General features: G+C 61.7%; 22 protein-coding genes and 1 tRNA gene. 17 read left to right on the top strand and 6 right to left on the bottom strand.

The window, feature by feature from the left end; all coding sequences use genetic code 11:
* Window positions 1–372: 372 nt before the first annotated feature.
* On the top strand, window positions 373–543 hold the full coding sequence (locus tag ACK3BK_RS21130) for a hypothetical protein (protein WP_411383232.1): 171 nt from the start codon (window positions 373–375) through the stop codon (window positions 541–543).
* A gap of 785 nt (window positions 544–1,328) precedes the next feature.
* Window positions 1,329–1,793, top strand: a complete 465-nt coding sequence (locus ACK3BK_RS21125; protein ID WP_411383231.1) for a hypothetical protein — start codon at window positions 1,329–1,331, stop codon at window positions 1,791–1,793.
* 62 nt (window positions 1,794–1,855) lie between these two features.
* Here the strand turns inward: ACK3BK_RS21125 and ACK3BK_RS21120 are convergent, their stop codons facing one another.
* Both ACK3BK_RS21120 and ACK3BK_RS21115 read right to left on the bottom strand, forming a co-directional pair.
* Window positions 1,856–2,113, bottom strand: a complete 258-nt coding sequence (locus ACK3BK_RS21120; protein WP_054892538.1) for a DUF3077 domain-containing protein — start codon at window positions 2,111–2,113, stop codon at window positions 1,856–1,858.
* Between the two features lie 13 nt (window positions 2,114–2,126).
* Entirely contained in the window at window positions 2,127–2,360 is a 234-nt protein-coding gene (locus ACK3BK_RS21115) for a hypothetical protein (protein WP_411383230.1), read from the bottom strand.
* Window positions 2,361–2,735: 375 nt separating this feature from the next.
* On the opposite strand from ACK3BK_RS21115, the gene ACK3BK_RS21110 reads away from it, so the two are divergent.
* On the top strand, window positions 2,736–3,356 hold the full coding sequence (locus tag ACK3BK_RS21110; protein ID WP_411383229.1) for a LysE family translocator: 621 nt from the start codon (window positions 2,736–2,738) through the stop codon (window positions 3,354–3,356).
* Between the two features lie 213 nt (window positions 3,357–3,569).
* On the opposite strand, the gene ACK3BK_RS21105 is transcribed toward ACK3BK_RS21110, so the two are convergent.
* The 3 genes from ACK3BK_RS21105 to ACK3BK_RS21095 all read right to left on the bottom strand — a co-directional run bounded on the left by ACK3BK_RS21105 (window position 3,570) and on the right by ACK3BK_RS21095 (window position 4,464).
* Entirely contained in the window at window positions 3,570–3,872 is a 303-nt protein-coding gene (locus tag ACK3BK_RS21105; protein ID WP_411383228.1) for a Fis family transcriptional regulator, read from the bottom strand.
* Entirely contained in the window at window positions 3,869–4,225 is a 357-nt protein-coding gene (locus tag ACK3BK_RS21100; protein ID WP_411383227.1) for a type II toxin-antitoxin system RelE/ParE family toxin, read from the bottom strand. The genes ACK3BK_RS21105 and ACK3BK_RS21100 overlap by 4 nt, the downstream gene beginning before the upstream one ends.
* A gap of 154 nt (window positions 4,226–4,379) precedes the next feature.
* A tRNA-Leu gene (locus ACK3BK_RS21095) sits at window positions 4,380–4,464 on the bottom strand.
* A 108-nt stretch (window positions 4,465–4,572) separates the two neighbouring features.
* Here ACK3BK_RS21095 and queA point away from each other — a divergent pair.
* From queA to ACK3BK_RS21065, 6 genes are all read left to right on the top strand, one after another.
* Window positions 4,573–5,622 carry a tRNA preQ1(34) S-adenosylmethionine ribosyltransferase-isomerase QueA gene (gene queA, locus ACK3BK_RS21090; protein WP_288377026.1) on the top strand — a complete coding sequence of 350 codons (1,050 nt, stop codon included), beginning with the start codon at window positions 4,573–4,575 and terminating at the stop codon, window positions 5,620–5,622.
* A gap of 14 nt (window positions 5,623–5,636) precedes the next feature.
* Window positions 5,637–6,752 carry a tRNA guanosine(34) transglycosylase Tgt gene (gene tgt, locus ACK3BK_RS21085; RefSeq protein WP_162144435.1) on the top strand — a complete coding sequence of 372 codons (1,116 nt, stop codon included), beginning with the start codon at window positions 5,637–5,639 and terminating at the stop codon, window positions 6,750–6,752.
* Window positions 6,753–6,793: 41 nt separating this feature from the next.
* Window positions 6,794–7,129 carry a preprotein translocase subunit YajC gene (gene yajC / locus ACK3BK_RS21080; RefSeq protein WP_186668247.1) on the top strand — a complete coding sequence of 112 codons (336 nt, stop codon included), beginning with the start codon at window positions 6,794–6,796 and terminating at the stop codon, window positions 7,127–7,129.
* Between the two features lie 65 nt (window positions 7,130–7,194).
* Window positions 7,195–9,057 (top strand): protein translocase subunit SecD, encoded by a 1,863-nt coding sequence (gene secD / locus ACK3BK_RS21075; protein WP_186668245.1) that lies wholly within the window; start codon window positions 7,195–7,197, stop codon window positions 9,055–9,057.
* Between the two features lie 10 nt (window positions 9,058–9,067).
* Window positions 9,068–9,976 (top strand): protein translocase subunit SecF, encoded by a 909-nt coding sequence (secF, locus tag ACK3BK_RS21070; RefSeq protein ID WP_186668243.1) that lies wholly within the window; start codon window positions 9,068–9,070, stop codon window positions 9,974–9,976.
* Window positions 9,977–10,097: 121 nt separating this feature from the next.
* Window positions 10,098–10,646: a glycine zipper 2TM domain-containing protein gene (locus ACK3BK_RS21065; protein WP_186668241.1), complete on the top strand. Its 549-nt coding sequence runs from the start codon at window positions 10,098–10,100 to the stop codon at window positions 10,644–10,646.
* A gap of 96 nt (window positions 10,647–10,742) precedes the next feature.
* Here the strand turns inward: ACK3BK_RS21065 and suhB are convergent, their stop codons facing one another.
* Window positions 10,743–11,561 carry an inositol-phosphate phosphatase gene (suhB, locus tag ACK3BK_RS21060; RefSeq protein WP_186668239.1) on the bottom strand — a complete coding sequence of 273 codons (819 nt, stop codon included), beginning with the start codon at window positions 11,559–11,561 and terminating at the stop codon, window positions 10,743–10,745.
* 151 nt (window positions 11,562–11,712) lie between these two features.
* Here suhB and trmJ point away from each other — a divergent pair, with 151 nt between their 5' ends.
* From trmJ to hscA, 8 genes are all read left to right on the top strand, one after another.
* Window positions 11,713–12,471, top strand: a complete 759-nt coding sequence (trmJ, locus tag ACK3BK_RS21055; RefSeq protein ID WP_186668238.1) for a tRNA (cytosine(32)/uridine(32)-2'-O)-methyltransferase TrmJ — start codon at window positions 11,713–11,715, stop codon at window positions 12,469–12,471.
* Between the two features lie 5 nt (window positions 12,472–12,476).
* Window positions 12,477–13,262, top strand: coding sequence for a serine O-acetyltransferase (gene cysE, locus ACK3BK_RS21050; protein WP_054892548.1), 786 nt, complete (start codon window positions 12,477–12,479; stop codon window positions 13,260–13,262).
* A 167-nt stretch (window positions 13,263–13,429) separates the two neighbouring features.
* Entirely contained in the window at window positions 13,430–13,921 is a 492-nt protein-coding gene (iscR, locus tag ACK3BK_RS21045) for a Fe-S cluster assembly transcriptional regulator IscR (RefSeq protein WP_054892549.1), read from the top strand.
* 41 nt (window positions 13,922–13,962) lie between these two features.
* Window positions 13,963–15,177: an IscS subfamily cysteine desulfurase gene (locus ACK3BK_RS21040; RefSeq protein WP_054925565.1), complete on the top strand. Its 1,215-nt coding sequence runs from the start codon at window positions 13,963–13,965 to the stop codon at window positions 15,175–15,177.
* A gap of 46 nt (window positions 15,178–15,223) precedes the next feature.
* A complete protein-coding gene (iscU, locus tag ACK3BK_RS21035) occupies window positions 15,224–15,610 on the top strand; it encodes a Fe-S cluster assembly scaffold IscU (RefSeq protein WP_003443374.1) in 387 nt (128 codons plus the stop codon).
* A gap of 24 nt (window positions 15,611–15,634) precedes the next feature.
* Complete coding sequence (iscA, locus tag ACK3BK_RS21030; RefSeq protein WP_003248536.1) at window positions 15,635–15,958, top strand: iron-sulfur cluster assembly protein IscA; 324 nt, start codon at window positions 15,635–15,637, stop codon at window positions 15,956–15,958.
* Between the two features lie 8 nt (window positions 15,959–15,966).
* Complete coding sequence (hscB, locus tag ACK3BK_RS21025; RefSeq protein WP_186668236.1) at window positions 15,967–16,488, top strand: co-chaperone HscB; 522 nt, start codon at window positions 15,967–15,969, stop codon at window positions 16,486–16,488.
* Window positions 16,489–16,531: 43 nt separating this feature from the next.
* Window positions 16,532–18,394 (top strand): Fe-S protein assembly chaperone HscA, encoded by a 1,863-nt coding sequence (hscA, locus tag ACK3BK_RS21020; RefSeq protein WP_411383226.1) that lies wholly within the window; start codon window positions 16,532–16,534, stop codon window positions 18,392–18,394.

Genomic DNA, 18,394 nt, shown 5'->3' with positions numbered 1-18,394 from the left:
CGGTAGATTGTGACGCAAGCCTCCAGCGTATAGGGCTTCTAGTCAAAACGGCGCGCCTGGAGCAGGGTGTCCGGCAACTGGATGTCGTCAGTAGACTTGGCGTTACCGAGAAGATGCTGCGTCGCATCGAACGTGGTGATCCATCCGTCAGTGTCAGATCGTTGATGCTCGTGTTGTGGAACCTTGGTCTCACAGACAAGGTTTTCCGTCCTCTGGAGGACGCTTCAGTCTCCTTCGTTGAGTTGAAGGACGAGACCAGTGGCCGCCGAGCGCGCAGACGTCGCGCCAAGCCGGAGGACTTCTGATGCCCAGTGCCTACATCTACATGGAGCACCCCAGACCGGTGAGGTTCTGACGCTTGGGCGCCTGACCTTGAATGGCAACCGCCCTGGCGAGTTCATCTATTCTCCCGCCGCGCAGGATGAGGCGGACCCGGTTGCCGGTTGGGCTGATGAGTTGAAGGAGTACTACGCGGACTTTCTGCAAGGCAAGGTGCTGGAACTGGCGCGCAATGCGACCACCGCACAGAGGATTCTGGGCTGAGCGTCAATGGCGGGCTGCATGCGGAAAAATCCGACTGATATTTGGGATGTGTACTGCTGATCTGGTAAGTGGCAAACGGTTAGAACTGGCGTTTCGACGCTGGAATGTTTGCCATGGAAAAGCTGGTCCGGTGGACCAAGGTGCAAACGGAGCATCTTGCGCAAATTGAAAGCCCAACATTTGCCAGACGCAGGGTTGAAAGCGCTCTTCGGCATGATGAGTATCTTGTTGGCCTTGATGAGCTGATCCGATCCTGTACTCATTCATCTCCTCTGCGAGCTGGTACGTCTTGCACTGAAACCTTGCTAGCACACGTCGAGCACGGGCGATGGCTGTTAATTACTCCTAGGCCGCTCAGGCCTTTCGTCTCCGGTGGACTTGGCCATTACCCGCATTTGTCATGGTGCCAATCCAGGTTGTCCTAGCACCTCCGTGTTGCATGAAGGTCCTGGAAAATGGCGAACAGTAGATATCAGTGTTGATATGGGAAAAAGTGCCTTGGCCTTCGCTGCCAACCTCCTGGTGTCTCGCGGTGAAGACCGAATGTTCTTGTCTGAAGGCAAGGATTACTCGAATACGGTTCGAACGATCACACAGAGATGGACTCCGCTGGAGGAGCATGAATTGCGGATGTCGCTTCGCTCAACCAAACGTAACTATGGCGAAATTCGGCACATTAGACAGGTTTATGTCGAGGCTGATGATCATTGGCCTGTTGACGGTAAGTCTTGGCATTGGCGACCTGTCGTCGCGGACACTATCTATGAACAGAAAGGAGGTGTTTTTTGGCCCTGATGAACGATCGTCTTCAGCGATTCACCCAATTATGCTGGGGCGCGATGGATGCGCTCATCATCGTGCTCTACGCAGTCGCCAGCATTCGCCGTGGTCGGATTCCATTTTGGGATGATCTGCAAAGCATTGTGGCCTTGTCACGCGAGCATGGTGAGTTGGCATTGTTTATCGGCCTTACAGGCGTAGCGGTGCATCTCTCGGTAGTCGCCAGTGGTTTGCTGTTTATCAAAGGTGTGCGTGTTGCGGCCTATGTCGGCCTGGCCCAGGCGCCATTTCGAATGATCCTGCTTCCCTCGATACCTATCGCCTTCCTATGGCCCAACGTCCTTGTTACGCCAGCACCCTGGCTGCTTTTTCTACTGGGAGTTGTCGCGGAAGCCGTTAAAGTGTGGAGTTTGGTACTGCTGGTGCGAAGCCAGCGGTTCGCCCAAGCGACTGAATCACAGCCTGTGTAGCCGATGCGACTCAATAGGCCGGGGCTACGTGCAGCCCCACCTATCGACAATGCGGCTCTGACCTAGCGGCTTTCCCGTCCGCGCCCTATCTCCACGTCATCCATCACCGCCTTGACCATGTCGCACAGCAAGTGCGCTGCCCAGCCCAGGTCGGCCTCGCCGTCGGTGGAGGCGAGCAAGGTCATGCGCTTGGCGCAGGCCATCATCGCCGAGGCCTGTTCCATTGCCAGTTTCGAATCATGTCCGGGCTCGACCCGGAACAGCGGCTTGTCGCCATCGCCGTAACCGAACCCGGTGACGCCTGCAGTGGTATCGCTCATCTCCGATGCTCCTTCAGTGACGGACCTGGATCCTGCTCAGTGCGGTTTCCGCCAGCGTCAGTGCGGCATCGACTTCGTGGGCGGTGGCGATGGTCAGGGGCTGGGCGGGGGAGCCGAGGGTGAGGGCGGTGCTGTGATGGGTGATGGCTAGGGCGCAGGTGAGGTGTTCGATGATTTGGAGGACGAGGTCTTCGAGGGCGTGGGGATTTTCGTGGGAGAAAGGGGGATCGGGGACGATCTTTAACATGGTGAACTCCTCGCTGATGAAGGGACCACCACCATTGCTGTCAAACAAGAGGGTGGCAGCTGTAAGCAGGTTGACAGACCGGTCAGCAAGGAAACCCGGCGCACCCGAAGGTGCCCCACCTACAGCCGCCATAAAAGCGAAGCCGTGTGAGTTGCAATGCTGATTCGGCCTGTCATAGCCGGTCGTTGATGAGCAACGACCGGGCGAGACTAGAACGCGCCCCATGGCACCGCAACGGCTTTAGGCGGCCGAGAGTATGTTTGGGAAACGGACTACAGGGAATGGGGAAAAACTGAAAATCGAGCCACTTATCCACAACGAAAAAAGCTGCGCCCAAGCTAATCTAGGGCAACTTCCCGCCCAGGTAGAGCCCCCATGTCCATCGCCGACAATCTGATTGCCTTCACGCTCGCGGCTACCCTGCTGACGATAACCCCCGGCCTCGACACCGCCCTGATTCTCAGAACCTCCGCCGTCGAAGGACGCAAGCAGGGACTGCGCGCGGCCCTGGGCATCAACGCCGGTTGCCTGCTTTGGGGCGCGGCGGTCGCCTTCGGCCTTGGCGCATTGATCGCCGTCTCCGAGCTGGCGTACGACATCCTCAAGTACTGTGGCGCTGCCTATCTGGCATGGTTGGGCGTGAACATGCTCCTGCGCCCACGCCAGTCGCTGGCGCCTGCCGAGGCTGAGGGGAGACCGGCAGCGAACTGGTTTCTCAAGGGCATGATGGGCAATCTGCTCAATCCCAAGGTCGGGATTTTCTACGTGTCGTTCCTGCCGCAATTCATTCCGCAAGGCCAGCCATTGATTGCATGGACCTTCGGGCTTGTGGGCATTCATGTGCTGCTGGGGTTGATCTGGGCGGTGGGGTTGATCAGTGCGACACAATCCATGGCGGGTGTGCTGCGCAAAGGGAAAGTGATTCAGTGGATGGATCGGGTGACTGGAATGGTGTTTGTGTTGTTTGCGGCGCGGCTGGCGTTGAGTCGGCGCTGAGGTGGGCTGTGATTTTGCTGATATTCCAAGGGTAAGCGTGGTAAGTGCTTAAACAGGGTTATTGCTTGCAGAGCTCCAAGAACTTTGGATCGCCAAAACCTAGTTAAAAAAAGAACCGACCCTTTGGTCGGTTCTTCATGGCGTCGCAGTATTGGCATAGACCATTCGATTTGAGCTTGAGAAAAACAAACTCAAAGCTTTATCGACTATGGGTCAGGCGTGGGCTGTTTCTTTTTCTGGGACCAGTCGCACCTCGACGCGCTGACCAAGCGCGCGGGCAGCGCTAGCCAGGGTCGCCAAAGTCATTCCTGGATCGTCCTGATCGAGCGCTCGATCTACTGCAGTACGGCTGGTATGCATGCGCGTGGCCAGTGCTTTCTTCGTCATCTTCTGGCGCTTCATGGCTTCAGCGATCTGCCAAGAGATGACTCGCTTGAGGGCAGCAGCAGACACTTCTTCTGCGAGCCCTTGCTCTGCAAGGAAATCATCGAAGTCGGAGCCAATGTGCTGGTTCATTGCTTGTTCCTCTTGAGTGTTGCTTTGCGCTTCCTGGCAGTGGCCAGGTCGGACGCCGGTGTTTTCTCACTTTTTTTGATGAAGCCGTGAAGCAGGACCATGGCCTGACCTTCTACCGCAAACAAAACCCTGGCGATGCTATCGACCAGGTTCGTCCTTACTTCCCAGAGCCCTGGCTCCATCTTGCGTACGACAGGCATCCCGATCGGCCACCCAAGCTGCACGGTCTTGATGTCGACTCCAATGAGTCGGCGACTTGCACGGTCCAGTTCTGTCAGCCATTCACGCACGGGTTCATTTCCTGCCTCCGTGCGGAAAAATTTGACTTCCAGCTTGATAAGGGGGTCGTCCATGAACGGGATTGTACCAAAAAAGGTGCACAAATCAACTGGTCAGGTAACTGGAGGACAATGGTAGGTTTGCACTGACAACAGACACAAAAAAACCGGCTCGTTGGCCGGTTTTTTGTCGTTCCAGGTCTGGTAGGGACCGCTTGGAACTATGTGATGGTGCCCCGAGGGAGACTCGAACTCCCACTCCTTTCGAAAACGGATTTTGAATCCGCCGCGTCTACCAATTCCGCCATCAGGGCTTGTGGCGCCGCAGTATAGAGAGGCTCCTGCAGTCGGTCAATCGGCTTTCATGGTCAATTTTCATGCATTGGGCTAAACTTCCCGGCCCTGCCAAGCCGAACACGATCATGCGCGTCGCCGATTTTTCCTTCGAACTCCCCGATTCCCTCATCGCCCGCCATCCCCTGGCCGAGCGCCATGGCAGCCGTCTGCTGGTCCTTGACGGGCCGAGCGGGGAGCTGGCGCATCGGCGCTTCACCGATTTGCTCGAGTACCTGCGCCCGGGCGACCTGATGGTGTTCAACAACACTCGGGTGATTCCGGCGCGGCTGTTCGGTCAGAAAGCCTCCGGCGGCAAGCTGGAAGTGCTGATCGAGCGCGTGCTCGACAGCCATCGGGTCCTGGCCCATGTGCGTGCCAGCAAGGCACTGAAGGTCGGCGCCACGGTGCTGATCGATGGCGGTGGCGAGGCCGAGATGGTCGCGCGCCATGAGACGCTGTTCGAGCTGCGCTTCACCGAAGAGGTGCTGCCACTGCTCGATCGCGTCGGTCACATGCCGCTGCCGCCGTATATCGACCGCCCGGATGAAGGCGCCGACCGTGAGCGCTACCAGACCGTGTACGCCGAGCGTGCCGGTGCGGTTGCTGCACCCACGGCGGGCCTGCACTTCGACGAGGCGCTGCTGGCGCAGATTGCCGCCAAGGGCGTCGAGCGCGCCTTCGTCACCCTGCACGTGGGCGCCGGCACCTTCCAGCCGGTGCGGGTCGACAAGATCGAAGACCACCACATGCATAAAGAGTGGCTCGAAGTGAGCCAGGAGGTGGTCGATGCCATCGAGGCTTGCCGCGCCCGTGGCGGGCGGGTGATCGCGGTCGGCACCACCAGCGTGCGTTCGCTGGAGAGCGCCGCGCGCGATGGCGTGCTCAAGGCGTTCAGTGGCGACACCGACATCTTCATCTACCCCGGCCGGCCGTTCCATGTGGTCGATGCCCTGGTAACCAACTTCCATTTGCCCGAGTCCACGCTGCTGATGCTGGTCTCGGCCTTTGCGGGGTATCCCGAGACCATGGCCGCGTACGCCGCGGCGGTCGAGCAGGGATACCGCTTCTTCAGTTACGGTGATGCCATGTTCATCACCCGCAATCCGGCGCCGCGCGGCCCCGAGGATCAAGCATGAGTCGCACCTGTCGAATGTCCTTCGAACTGCTGGCCACCGACGGCAAGGCCCGTCGCGGTCGGCTGACCTTCCCCCGTGGCACCGTGGAAACCCCGGCGTTTATGCCGGTGGGCACCTATGGCACGGTCAAGGGCATGCTGCCGCGGGACATCGAGGCCATTGGCGCCGAGATCATCCTGGGCAACACCTTCCACCTGTGGCTGCGCCCGGGCACCGAGGTGATCAAGAAGCACAACGGCCTGCACGACTTCATGCAGTGGAAAGGCCCGATCCTCACCGACTCCGGCGGCTTCCAGGTGTTCAGCCTGGGTGCGATGCGCAAGATCAAGGAAGAGGGCGTGACCTTCGCCTCGCCGGTAGACGGCTCAAAGGTGTTCATGGGCCCGGAAGAGTCGATGCAGGTACAGCGTGACCTGGGCTCGGACATCGTGATGATCTTCGACGAGTGCACGCCATATCCGGCCGAGCACGACGTGGCGCGCACCTCCATGGAGCTGTCGCTGCGCTGGGCCCAGCGCTCGAAGAACGCCCACGGCGACAACACCGCGGCACTGTTCGGCATCGTTCAGGGCGGCATGTACCAGGACTTGCGCATGCGCTCGCTGGAAGCGCTGGTCAACATCGACTTCGACGGCCTGGCCATCGGCGGCCTGTCGGTGGGTGAACCCAAGCACGAGATGATCAAGGTGCTGGATTACCTGCCGGCACAAATGCCTGCTGACAAACCTCGTTACCTTATGGGGGTAGGCAAACCGGAAGATCTGGTTGAGGGTGTGCGCCGCGGCGTCGACATGTTCGACTGCGTGATGCCCACGCGCAACGCGCGCAACGGCCATCTGTTCGTCGATACAGGGGTGATCAAGATCCGCAATGCGTTCCATCGCCACGATGATTCGCCGCTGGATCCGACCTGTGACTGCTATACCTGCACCAACTTCTCCCGCGCTTATTTGCATCACCTGGACAAGTGCGGCGAAATGTTGAGCAGCATGCTGAATACCATCCACAACTTGCGCCATTACCAGCGCTTGATGGCCGGTTTACGCGAGGCTATTCAACAGGGTAAATTGGCCGCCTTTGTCGACGCCTTCTATGCCAAGCGCGGACTTCCCGTTCCGCCTTTGGACTGACTGTTCGCACACATAACTAAATTCAGCAACTGGAGTGCTACATGAGCTTTCTGATTCCCGCCGCTTACGCGGACGCTGCAGCCCCTGCCGCCGGCCCAGCTGGTACCGGCTTCGAGTGGATCTTCCTGGTCGGCTTCCTGGTCATCTTCTACCTGATGATCTGGCGCCCGCAGGCCAAGCGCGCCAAAGAGCAGAAAAACCTGCTCAGCGCACTGCAAAAGGGTGATGAAGTGGTCACCAACGGCGGTATCGCCGGCAAGATTGTCAAAGTTTCCGACGATTTCGTGGTACTGGAAGTGTCCGACAACGTCGAGCTGAAGTTCCAGAAGGGTGCCATCGCGGCCACCCTGCCAAAAGGTACGCTCAAGGCTATCTGAGTTACCGGTTTCATTTTTTCCAGTCGGGGCGCGCAAAGCGCCCCGCGTCTTGAACGGGCGGCGTGATGCTGAACAAATACCCTCTGTGGAAATACCTGCTGATCCTGGTGGTACTGGCGGTCGGCTTTATTTATTCCGCTCCCAACCTCTACCCGGATGACCCGGCGGTGCAGATCAGCGGTGCAAGTTCCGCGCTGCACGTGAGCCAGGCCGACCTCGACCGCGCTACCAAGGCGCTTGTTGATGCCGGTATCACCGTCAAGGGTGGCAGCCTGGGCGAGAAGGGCAGTGCGCTGGTGCGCCTGACCAACCAGGAAGACCAACTGCCGGCCAAGGATGTGGTGCGCAAGACCCTGGGTGACGACTACGTCGTCGCACTGAACCTGGCCCAGACCACCCCGCAGTGGCTGCGCAACCTGGGTGCCAGCCCGATGAAGCTGGGCCTGGACCTCTCCGGTGGTGTGCACTTCCTGCTGGAAGTGGACATGGACAAGGCCATGAGTGCCCGCCTGAAGGTCTACGACGGCGAAGTGAAGACCCTGCTGCGCAAAGAGCGCGTGCGCTACCGTAGCCTGCCCCAGCAGGACGGCAGCATCATGCTGGGCTTCTCCGACGATGCTACCCGCGAACAGGCGCGTGCCCTGGTCCGCAAGAATTTCAATGATTTCGATATCACCACCACCGAGCGCAACGAGCTCTCCGTGCTGCGTCTGGCGCTGACCCAGGCCAAGGTCGCCGAAATCCGCGAATACTCCATCAAGCAGAACCTGACCACCGTCCGCAACCGTGTGAACGAGCTGGGTGTGGCCGAGCCGCTGGTTCAGCGCCAGGGTGCCAACCGTATCGTGGTCGAGCTGCCCGGCGTGCAGGACACGGCCGAAGCCAAGCGTATTCTCGGCAAGACCGCCAACCTCGAGTTCCGCTTCGGCGCTGAGCCAGGTGCCTCGAAAGCGACCACCGAGGTCTTCGAGTTCCGTGATGGCAACCGTTCGGCTGCGGTCGAGCGTGGCTTGATCATCACCGGTGACCAGGTCACCGATGCCCAGGCGAGCTTCGACGAGCACGGTCGTCCGCAGGTGAACATCCGCCTGGACGGCCACGGCGGCGAGTTGATGAGCCGCGCCACGCGCAGCAACGTCGGTCGCAGCATGGCGGTGATCTTCATCGAGCAGAAGCCGGTGACCCGCTACGTCAAGCAGACCGTCGACGGCGTCGAGAAGGAAGTGGCGGTACAGAGCTTCCAGGAAGAGAAGAAGATCATCAGCCTGGCGACCATCCAGTCGCCGCTGGGCAGCCAGTTCCGTATCACTGGCCTGAACGGCCAGGGCGAATCGTCGGAACTGGCCCTGCTGCTGCGTGCCGGTGGTCTGGCGGCGCCGATGTACTTCGCTGAAGAGCGTACCATCGGCCCGAGCCTGGGTGCCGACAACATCACCAAGGGTGTCGATGCGTCGCTGTGGGGCATGCTGTTCGTCTCGCTGTTCATCATCGCCATCTACCGTGGCTTCGGCGTGATCGCCACCATCGCCCTGACGGGCAACATGGTGCTGCTGCTGGCGCTGATGTCTCTGCTGGGCGCGACCCTGACCCTGCCGGGTATCGCCGGTATCGTGTTGACCATGGGTATGGCGGTCGACGCCAACGTGCTGATCTTCTCGCGGATTCGCGAGGAGCTGAAAAACGGCATGTCGGTGCAGCGCGCCATCCACGAAGGCTTCAACCGTGCCTACACCGCGATCATCGACGCCAACCTGACCAGCCTGCTGGTCGGCGGCATCCTGTTCGCCATGGGTACTGGCCCGGTCAAAGGCTTCGCGGTCACCATGTCCCTCGGGATTTTCACCTCGATGTTCACCGCCGTCATGGTGACCCGCGCAATGGTCAACCTGACCTGTGGCGGGCGTGACATCAAGAAGCTGTGGGTTTGAGGGAGCTGCGATGAAAACCATCAACTTCATGGGCGTGCGCAACGTTGCGTTCGCCGTCACTGTCCTGTTGACCGTACTGGCGCTGTTCAGCTGGTGGCACAAGGGCTTGAACTTCGGCCTGGACTTCACCGGCGGTACGCTCATCGAGCTGACCTACGAGCGTCCGGCCGACCTCAAGGCGGTGCGTGCCGAACTGGTCGAGTCTGGCTTCCACGAGGCCATCGTGCAGAGCTTCGGTGCCACCACCGACCTGCTGGTGCGCATGCCGGGCGACGACCCGCAACTGGGCAATCAGGTTGCCCAGGCGCTGCAGAAACTGGGCGGCGACAACCCGGCCACCGTCAAGCGTGTCGAGTTCGTCGGCCCGCAGGTCGGTGAAGAACTGCGTGACCAGGGCGGCCTGGGCATGCTGCTGGCGCTGGGCGGGGTACTGATCTACCTGGCGTTTCGCTTCCAGTGGAAGTTTGCGGTGGGTGCGATCGTCTCGCTGATTCACGACGTGATCGTGACCGTGGGCATCCTCTCGTTCTTCCAGATCACCTTCGACCTGACGGTGCTGGCGGCGGTGCTGGCGATCATCGGCTACTCGCTCAACGACACCATCGTCGTGTTCGACCGGGTGCGTGAGAACTTCCGCGTGATGCGCAAGGCCTCGCTGATCGAGAACATCAACGTCTCGACCACCCAGACCCTGCTGCGTACCATCGCCACGTCGGTGTCCACCTTGCTGGCGATCGCTGCGCTGCTGTTCTTCGGTGGCGACAACCTGTTCGGCTTCTCCCTGGCCCTGTTCATCGGTGTCATGGCGGGTACCTATTCGTCGATCTACATCGCCAACGTGGTGCTGATCTGGCTGAACCTGAACAGCGAAGACCTGATCCCGCCGGTCAAGGCCGAGGGTGTGGACGACCGTCCGTAAGGGCTTGTCCTGCGCCGTTTGGCGTAAAGGGAGGCGCGAGTGTTGAACTCGCGCCTTTTTTTTTGCTCCAAGGCAGGGAGAAGGCGGGCAATGTCCCGCGGGTATGATCAGGAGATTCCACGTGAACAAATCAATGCTGGTGGGTGCGGTTCTGGGTGCTGTCGGTGTTACAGCCGGAGGTGCTGTGGCGACCTACAGCTTGGTGAACAAAGGGCCGGAATATGCCCAGGTCACTGACGTACAGCCGATCAAGCAACAGGTGAAGACACCGCGCGAAGTGTGCAAGGACGTGACCGTGACGCGCCAGCGTCCGGTGCAGGACCAGCACCAGATCGCCGGTACCGTGGTGGGCGCCTTGGCCGGGGGGCTGCTGGGTAACCAGATCGGTGGCGGCACCGGCAAGAAGATCGCCACGGTGGCCGGTGCGGTCGGTGGCGGTTATGCCGGCAACAAGGTGCAGGAGGGCATGCAGGAGCGTGATACCTACACCACCACGCAAACGCGTTGCAACACGGTCAACGACGTCAGCGACAAGGTGGTGGGTTACACCGTGAAGTACACCATCGGCGATCAGGCGGGTGTGGTGAAGATGGATCACGAGCCAGGCTCGACCATCCCGCTGGACAAGAATGGCAAGCTGATACTGAGCCAGGCACAGCCAGGGCAGTGACCTGTGTGCCGGCCCCATTGCGGGTCGGCAGGGTTGTGGAAAACAGGCATAAAAAAGCACCCCGAGGGGTGCTTTTTTTGCATCTGGTGCCTTGGCTCAGCGCTTCAGGTTCTCTGGCAGGTGCGGCTGGATCGCAGTCAGCACCGCCTTGAAGCACTTGATGTTGCCGGCAACGATGTGGCCTTTGTCGAGGAAGTCGTGGCCGCCGTTGAAGTCGCTCACCAGGCCGCCTGCCTCCTGGATCAGCAGTACGCCTGCAGCCATGTCCCACTCGGACAGGCCCGACTCCCAGAAGGCGTCGAAGCGGCCTGCGGCAACGTAGGCCAGGTCCAGGGCGGCGGAGCCGGCGCGGCGGATGCCGGCGGTCTGGCCGGTGAGGGCGCGGAACATGCCGAGGTAGTTGTCCAGGTCAGCCATCTGGTTGTCGCGGAACGGGAAGCCGGTACCCAGCAGGGCGCCTTCCAGGCTGGTGCGCGAGCTGACGCGCAGGCGACGACCGTTGAGCTGGGCGCCACGACCGCGGCTGGCGGTGAATTCTTCCTGGCGGACCGGGTCGACGATGACCGCGTGCTCGAGACGGCCGCGGTATTTGCAGGCGATGCTGACCGCGAAGTGCGGAACGCCACGCAGGAAGTTGGTGGTGCCGTCCAGCGGATCGATGATCCACAGGTAGTCCTTGCCTTCCTCACCGGAGCCGGCGTGCAGGCCAGTCTCTTCACCCTGGATCGAGTGGTTCGGGTAAGCCTTGCGCAGGGCGTTGACGATGGTCTGCTCGGCGGCGCGATCGACCTCGGAGACGTAGTCCTTGGCCTCTTTCTCGTCGACCTTGATGCTGTCCAGGCGTTCGATGGAGCGGAAAATCAGTTCACTGGCGCTGCGAGCGGCGCGCAGGGCGATATTCAGCATAGGCTGCATGGGCGTTTCACCTGGAGATGTTAAAGAAGAAAGCCGCATAGTCTATCAGAAAACTGTTCCGGCAGAAGGGTGACATTCGCATTCGTGGCGTTACGCCCGTCGCTTAGGTAAGATCGGTCCCCCCTTTATAGGCATCCGTGAGCTCGACACCTTGCTGCAGAATATTCGTGTTGTTCTGGTCAATACCAGCCACCCCGGCAACATCGGCGGCGCTGCTCGTGCCATGAAAAACATGGGCTTGTCGCGCCTGGTGCTGGTTCAGCCACTGGATTTCCCCGCTGCGGACGCCAGCGCTCGTGCCTCCGGCGCCGACGATGTGCTGGACGGTGCCGTTGTGGTCGATACGCTCGAGCAGGCGCTGGCTGGCTGCAGTCTGGCGATTGGTACCAGCGCCCGTGACCGCAGCATGCCGTGGCCGATGCTCGACCCGCGCGAATGCGGGGTGCAGAGCGTCGCGCGTGCGGCCGCCGGCGAGGAGATCGCCCTGGTGTTCGGTCGCGAACATGCAGGCCTGACCAATGACGAACTGCAGCGATGTCACTTCCACGTGCACATTCCATCGAACCCCGACTTCAGCTCGCTGAATCTTGCTGCCGCAGTCCAGGTGCTCGCCTACGAGGTGCGCACCGCATGGCTGGCGGCGCAAGGTGCGCCGGCGAAGGTCGAGAAGGTCGATGCCAGCGACGAGCTGGCCACCCTGGACGAAATGGAGCTGTTCTACGAACACCTGGAAAAGACCCTGGTGGACATCAGCTTCCTCGACCCTGAAAAGCCCAAGCACCTGATGGCGCGTCTGCGCCGGTTGTATGGGCGCAGCTCGGTCAATCGTTCGGAAATGAGCATTTTGCGCGGCATCCTCACCGAGACTCAGAAAGTCGCCCGGGGTGATGCGCACAAGCGGAAGGACTAGAAACAATGTTCGAGCGTCTGCGTGAAGATATACAGAGTGTGTTTCATCGTGACCCCGCGGCACGCAATGCCTTCGAGGTGCTGACCTGCTACCCCGGGATGCATGCCATCTGGCTGCATCGCCTGGGCAATGCCCTGTGGAAGCGCGACTTCAAGTGGCTGGCGCGCCTGGTGTCGAACTTCGGGCGCTGGATGACCGGCATCGAGATCCACCCCGGCGCCACCATCGGCCGGCGTTTCTTCATCGATCATGGCATGGGCATCGTCATCGGCGAGACCGCCGAGATCGGCGATGATGTGACGCTCTATCAGGGCGTGACCCTCGGCGGCACCAGCTGGAACAAGGGCAAGCGACACCCGACCCTGGAAAACGGCGTAGTGGTGGGGGCGGGCGCCAAGGTGCTCGGCCCGTTCACGGTGGGCGCCGGGGCCAAGATCGGCTCCAATGCGGTGGTGACCAAGGCCGTGCCGGCCGGTGCCACGGCAGTCGGGATCCCGGGGCGGATCATCGTCAAGACCGAAGACAGCGAGGTCGAGGCCAAGCGCAAGGCCATGGCCGAGAAGATCGGCTTCGATGCCTACGGCGTCAGTGGCGACATGCCCGACCCGGTGGCGCGCGCCATCGGCCAGATGCTCGACCACCTGCAGGCGGTCGACGAGCGCCTGGAGGGCATGTGCGGGGCGCTGACCAACCTGGGCAGTGACTACTGTGCCAAGGCCTTGCCGGCCCTGCCGGAAGAGGACTTCGCCGAGGTCAAGCAGGCTGCGCAGAGCGACACTCCGTCGCATTGATTACGCCGGGCTGATACACGGGGCGTGTGCTCGCGCCCCTTGTCTGCTATCATCGCGCCCGCTTCCCGCGTGCAAACCCGACTAAAGCACTAGGTCTTATAGTTGACTTAAATGCTCGGGAATCGCATACTCGCACACATCCTGTAACTCCCGTGGTACCCATAGCCATGCGATTGACTACCAAAGGCCGTTACGCCGTCACCGCCATGCTCGACCTGGCGTTGCACGCGCAGCATGGGCCGGTATCCTTGGCCGACATTTCCGAGCGCCAGGGCATCTCCCTCTCCTATCTGGAACAGCTGTTCGCCAAGCTGCGCCGCAGCAGCCTGGTTTCCAGCGTGCGCGGTCCGGGTGGCGGCTACCAGCTGTCGCGGGGCATGGAAACCATCCAGGTGGCGCAGGTAATCGACGCGGTCAACGAGTCGGTAGATGCCACTCGCTGCCAAGGCCTCGGGGATTGCCACGCCGGTGATACCTGCCTGACCCACCACCTGTGGTGCGACCTCAGCCAGCAGATCCACGAATTCCTCAGCGGCATCAGCCTGTCCGACCTCGTCATGCGCCGCGAGGTGCAGGAAGTCGCCCAGCGCCAGGACCTGCGCCGAGTCGCCGGTCGCGTTGCCCAGCTGGACAAGATTGAGACGTCCGCCGTCGACTGATGCAGCGACGAGCGACGCCAACGCCTGATAGGAGATACTCAATGAAGTTGCCGATCTACCTCGATTACTCCGCGACCACCCCGGTCGATCCCCGCGTCGCCCAGAAGATGGCCGACTGCCTGCTGGTCGACGGAAACTTCGGTAACCCGGCCTCGCGTTCCCACGTGTTCGGCTGGCGCGCTGAAGAGGCGGTCGAGAATGGCCGCCGCCAGGTCGCCGAGCTGATCAATGCCGACCCGCGCGAAATCGTCTGGACCAGCGGTGCCACCGAGTCCGACAACCTCGCGCTCAAGGGTGTCGCGCACTTCTATCAGACCAAGGGCAAGCACATCATCACCTCCAAGATCGAGCACAAGGCGGTCCTCGACACCGCTCGCCAGCTCGAGCGCGAAGGTTTCGAAGTCACCTACCTCGAACCCGGTGAAGACGGCATCGTCACCCCGGCGATGGTCGAGGCCGTGCTGCGCGACGACACCATCCTCGTCTCGCTGATGCACGTGAACAACGAAGTCGGCTCGATCAACGATATCGCCGCCATCGGTGAACTGACCCGCTCGCGCGGCGTGCTGTTCCACGTCGATGCCGCGCAGTCGGCCGGCAAGGTCGAAATCGACGTGCAGAAGACCAAGGTCGACCTGATGTCGTTCTCGGCGCACAAGGTCTACGGCCCGAAGGGCATCGGTGCGCTGTACGTCAGCCGCAAGCCGCGTGTGCGCCTGGAAGCCATCATTCACGGCGGTGGCCATGAGCGCGGCATGCGTTCGGGCACCCTGCCGACCCACCAGATCGTGGGCATGGGCGAGGCCTTCGCCATCGCCAAGCAGGAAATGGCCGCTGAAAACGTGCGCATCAAGGCGTTGAGCGATCGCTTCTTCAAGCAGGTCTCCGACCTTGAAGAGCTGTACGTCAACGGCAGCCAGACCCAGCGCGTTCCGCACAACCTGAACCTGAGCTTCAACTACGTCGAAGGCGAGTCGCTGCTGATGTCGCTCAAGGACATCGCCGTATCGTCCGGTTCGGCCTGCACCTCCGCGTCGCTCGAGCCTTCTTATGTACTGCGCGCCCTGGGCCGCAACGACGAGCTGGCGCACAGCTCGATCCGCTTCTCCTTCGGTCGCTTCACCACCGAGGAAGAAGTCGACTACGCCGCGCAGGAAGTCTGCAAGGCCGTGAACAAACTGCGCGAACTGTCGCCGCTGTGGGACATGTACAAAGACGGCGTCGACATCTCCAAGATCGAGTGGGCCGCCCACTAAGCAGTCGCCAGCAAGAGCGGCTCCCTGATGAGGAAGGAATTGCACCATGGCATACAGTGAAAAGGTCATCGACCACTACGAAAACCCGCGCAACGTCGGCAAGATGGACGCCGAAGACCCGGACGTCGGTACCGGCATGGTCGGCGCCCCGGCGTGCGGTGACGTGATGCGTCTGCAGATCAAGGTCAACGAGCAAGGCATCATCGAAGATGCCAAGTTCAAGACCTACGGCTGCGGTTCGGCCATCGCCTCCAGCTCCCTGGCCACCGAGTGGATGAAGGGCAAGACCCTGGACGAAGCCGAAACCATCAAGAACACCCAGCTGGCCGAAGAACTGGCGTTGCCGCCGGTCAAGATCCACTGCTCGGTACTCGCCGAAGATGCCATCAAGGCAGCCGTTCGCGATTACAAGCAGAAGAAAGGCTTGATCTAAGTCGCCGCGAGGTAAGGAGTTCCGATGGCTATCAGCATGACAGAAGCCGCCGCCAACCACATTCGCCGCTCCCTCGACGGGCGCGGCAAGGGTGAAGGCATCCGCCTGGGCGTGCGCACCACCGGCTGCTCGGGCCTGGCCTACGTGCTGGAGTTCGTCGACGAGCTGGCCGACGAGGACCAGGTGTTCGAGAACCATGGCGTGAAGGTCATCATCGACCCGAAAAGCCTGGTGTATCTCGATGGCACCGAGCTGGATTTCGTCAAGGAAGGGTTGAACGAAGGCTTCAAGTTCAACAACCCCAACGTGCGCGGTGAGTGTGGCTGCGGCGAAAGCTTCAATGTCTGAGGCTTGACGTGGGTACTCCTTGCCATTTCGCCCTGTTCGACCTGCAGCCGGGCTTTCGCCTGGACCTCGACAAGCTGGCCACCCGTTATCGTGAGCTGGCCCGAGAGGTCCATCCAGACCGCTTTGCCGACGCCTCCGAGCGTGAGCAGCGTGTTGCCCTGGAAAAGTCCGCAGCACTCAACGACGCCTACCAGACGCTGCGCAGCGCGCCGCGTCGTGCGCGTTACCTGCTGGCCGTCAGCGGCCACGAAGTGCCCCAGGAAGTCACGGTCCACGACCCCGACTTCCTGCTGCAGCAGATGCAGTGGCGTGAAGAACTCGAAGAGCTGCAGGACGAAGCCGACCTCGACGGTGTTGCTGTGTTCAAGAAGCGCCTGAAGGTCGCCCAGGACACGCTCAACGAGGATTTCGCCGCCTGCTGGGATCAAGCTGCCGAGCGCGACAAGGCCGAGCGCCTGATGCGCCGCATGCAGTTCCTCGACAAGCTCGCCCAAGAAGTGCGCCAACTCGAAGAGCGCCTCGACGATTAACCCCGGCGTTGCCCGTGATGACGCCTAAGGTATTCAGATAAGCATGGCCCTACTGCAGATCGCCGAACCCGGTCAGAGCCCCCAGCCGCACCAGCGTCGCCTGGCGGTGGGTATCGACCTGGGTACCACCAACTCTCTCGTCGCTGCAGTGCGCAGCGGTCGCAGCGAGCCCCTGCCCGACGCCCAGGGCAATGTCATCCTGCCGTCCGCCGTGCGCTATTTGCCAGGGCACTGCGACGTCGGCCAGGACGCTCGTGACGCAGCCTCCAGCGACCCGCTGAACACCGTTCTTTCGGTCAAGCGCCTGATGGGTCGCGGTCTTGCCGACGTCAAGCAACTGGGCGAGCAACTGCCTTACCGCTTCGTTGGCGGTGAATCGCACATGCCATTCATCGACACTGTCCAGGGGCCGAAGAGCCCGGTGGAGGTGTCGGCTGACATTCTCAAGGTCCTGCGCCTGCGCGCCGAGCAAACCCTCGGTGGCGAGCTGGTGGGCGCGGTCATCACCGTGCCGGCCTATTTCGACGACGCCCAGCGCCAGGCCACCAAGGACGCGGCGCGCCTGGCCGGCCTGAGCGTGCTGCGCCTGCTCAACGAGCCGACCGCTGCCGCCGTGGCCTATGGCCTGGACCAGAACGCTGAAGGCGTGGTGGCGATCTTCGACCTGGGGGGCGGCACCTTCGATATCTCGATCCTGCGCCTGACCGCGGGCGTCTTCGAAGTGCTGGCCACGGGGGGGGACACTGCCCTGGGTGGCGATGACTTCGATCACGCCATCGCTGGCTGGATCATCGAGCAGGCCGGTCTGTCCGCCGATCTCGACCCGGCTACCCAGCGCCAACTGCTGCAGACGGCCTGTGCCGCCAAGGAAGCCTTGACCGATGCCGACACCGTCAGCGTCGCCCACGGCGCCTGGCAGGGTGAGCTCAGCCGTGCCGCCTTCGAAGCCATGATCGAGCCACTGATCGCCCGCAGCCTCAAGGCCTGCCGCCGCGCCGTGCGCGACAGCGGTGTCGAGCTGGAAGAGGTCGGTGCCGTGGTGATGGTCGGTGGCTCGACCCGCGTGCCGCGTGTACGCGAAGCCGTCGGCACGCTGTTCGGCCGCACTCCGCTGACCTCGATCGATCCTGACCAGGTCGTGGCCATTGGCGCCGCGATCCAGGCCGACACCCTGGCCGGTAATCGCCGCGAAGGTGGCGAATTGTTACTTCTGGACGTCATCCCGCTGTCGCTGGGTCTTGAGACCATGGGCGGGCTGATGGAAAAGGTGATTCCGCGCAACACCACGATTCCCGTGGCTCGTGCCCAGGAGTTCACCACCTACAAGGATGGCCAGTCGGCCATGATGATTCACGTCCTGCAGGGCGAGCGCGAGCTGATCAGCGACTGTCGTTCGCTGGCCCGCTTCGAGCTGCGTGGCATCCCGGCGATGGTGGCCGGTGCAGCGAAGATCCGCGTGACCTTCCAGGTCGATGCCGACGGCCTGCTCAGCGTCGCGGCCCGCGAGCTGGGCTCGGGCGTGGAGTCGAGCATCCAGGTCAAGCCGTCCTACGGCCTGACCGATGGCGAGATCGCCCGTATGCTCAAGGACTCCTTCGAGCATGCAGGCTCCGACAAGCAGGCGCGCCAGTTGCGCGAGCATCAGGTCGATGCCGAGCGCTTGCTCGAAGCGGTACAGGGCGCCCTGGATGCCGACGGCGAGCGCCTGCTCAGCGCTGACGAGCGCGAGGCCATTGCCTTCCAGATGCAAGAATTGCGTGATTTGCTCAGCGGCACCGATGGCGCGGCCATCGAGCAACAGACCAAGCGTCTGTCGCAGGTGACCGATGCCTTTGCCGCCCGTCGCCTTGATTCGACGGTCAAAGCCGCACTGGCCGGGCGCAACCTGAATGAGATCGAGGAGTAA

It is taken from the genome of Pseudomonas sp. L7, from assembly GCF_046605565.1.
Taxonomy (GTDB): Bacteria; Pseudomonadota; Gammaproteobacteria; order Pseudomonadales; family Pseudomonadaceae; genus Aquipseudomonas; species Aquipseudomonas wayambapalatensis.
Note: the sequence above shows the minus strand (reverse complement) of the source record. Positions and strands in the feature narration are given on the sequence as shown.

Coding starts and splice junctions, on each gene's coding strand:
- ACK3BK_RS21120 (WP_054892538.1), bottom strand. CDS start 2,113: ATGAGCGATACCACTGCAGGCGTCACCGGGTTCGGTTACGGCGATGGC.
- ACK3BK_RS21115 (WP_411383230.1), bottom strand. CDS start 2,360: ATGTTAAAGATCGTCCCCGATCCCCCTTTCTCCCACGAAAATCCCCAC.
- ACK3BK_RS21110 (WP_411383229.1), top strand. CDS start 2,736: ATGTCCATCGCCGACAATCTGATTGCCTTCACGCTCGCGGCTACCCTG.
- ACK3BK_RS21105 (WP_411383228.1), bottom strand. CDS start 3,872: ATGAACCAGCACATTGGCTCCGACTTCGATGATTTCCTTGCAGAGCAA.
- ACK3BK_RS21100 (WP_411383227.1), bottom strand. CDS start 4,225: ATGGACGACCCCCTTATCAAGCTGGAAGTCAAATTTTTCCGCACGGAG.
- queA (WP_288377026.1), top strand. CDS start 4,573: ATGCGCGTCGCCGATTTTTCCTTCGAACTCCCCGATTCCCTCATCGCC.
- tgt (WP_162144435.1), top strand. CDS start 5,637: ATGTCCTTCGAACTGCTGGCCACCGACGGCAAGGCCCGTCGCGGTCGG.
- yajC (WP_186668247.1), top strand. CDS start 6,794: ATGAGCTTTCTGATTCCCGCCGCTTACGCGGACGCTGCAGCCCCTGCC.
- secD (WP_186668245.1), top strand. CDS start 7,195: ATGCTGAACAAATACCCTCTGTGGAAATACCTGCTGATCCTGGTGGTA.
- secF (WP_186668243.1), top strand. CDS start 9,068: ATGAAAACCATCAACTTCATGGGCGTGCGCAACGTTGCGTTCGCCGTC.
- suhB (WP_186668239.1), bottom strand. CDS start 11,561: ATGCAGCCTATGCTGAATATCGCCCTGCGCGCCGCTCGCAGCGCCAGT.
- cysE (WP_054892548.1), top strand. CDS start 12,477: ATGTTCGAGCGTCTGCGTGAAGATATACAGAGTGTGTTTCATCGTGAC.
- iscR (WP_054892549.1), top strand. CDS start 13,430: ATGCGATTGACTACCAAAGGCCGTTACGCCGTCACCGCCATGCTCGAC.
- ACK3BK_RS21040 (WP_054925565.1), top strand. CDS start 13,963: ATGAAGTTGCCGATCTACCTCGATTACTCCGCGACCACCCCGGTCGAT.
- iscU (WP_003443374.1), top strand. CDS start 15,224: ATGGCATACAGTGAAAAGGTCATCGACCACTACGAAAACCCGCGCAAC.
- iscA (WP_003248536.1), top strand. CDS start 15,635: ATGGCTATCAGCATGACAGAAGCCGCCGCCAACCACATTCGCCGCTCC.
- hscA (WP_411383226.1), top strand. CDS start 16,532: ATGGCCCTACTGCAGATCGCCGAACCCGGTCAGAGCCCCCAGCCGCAC.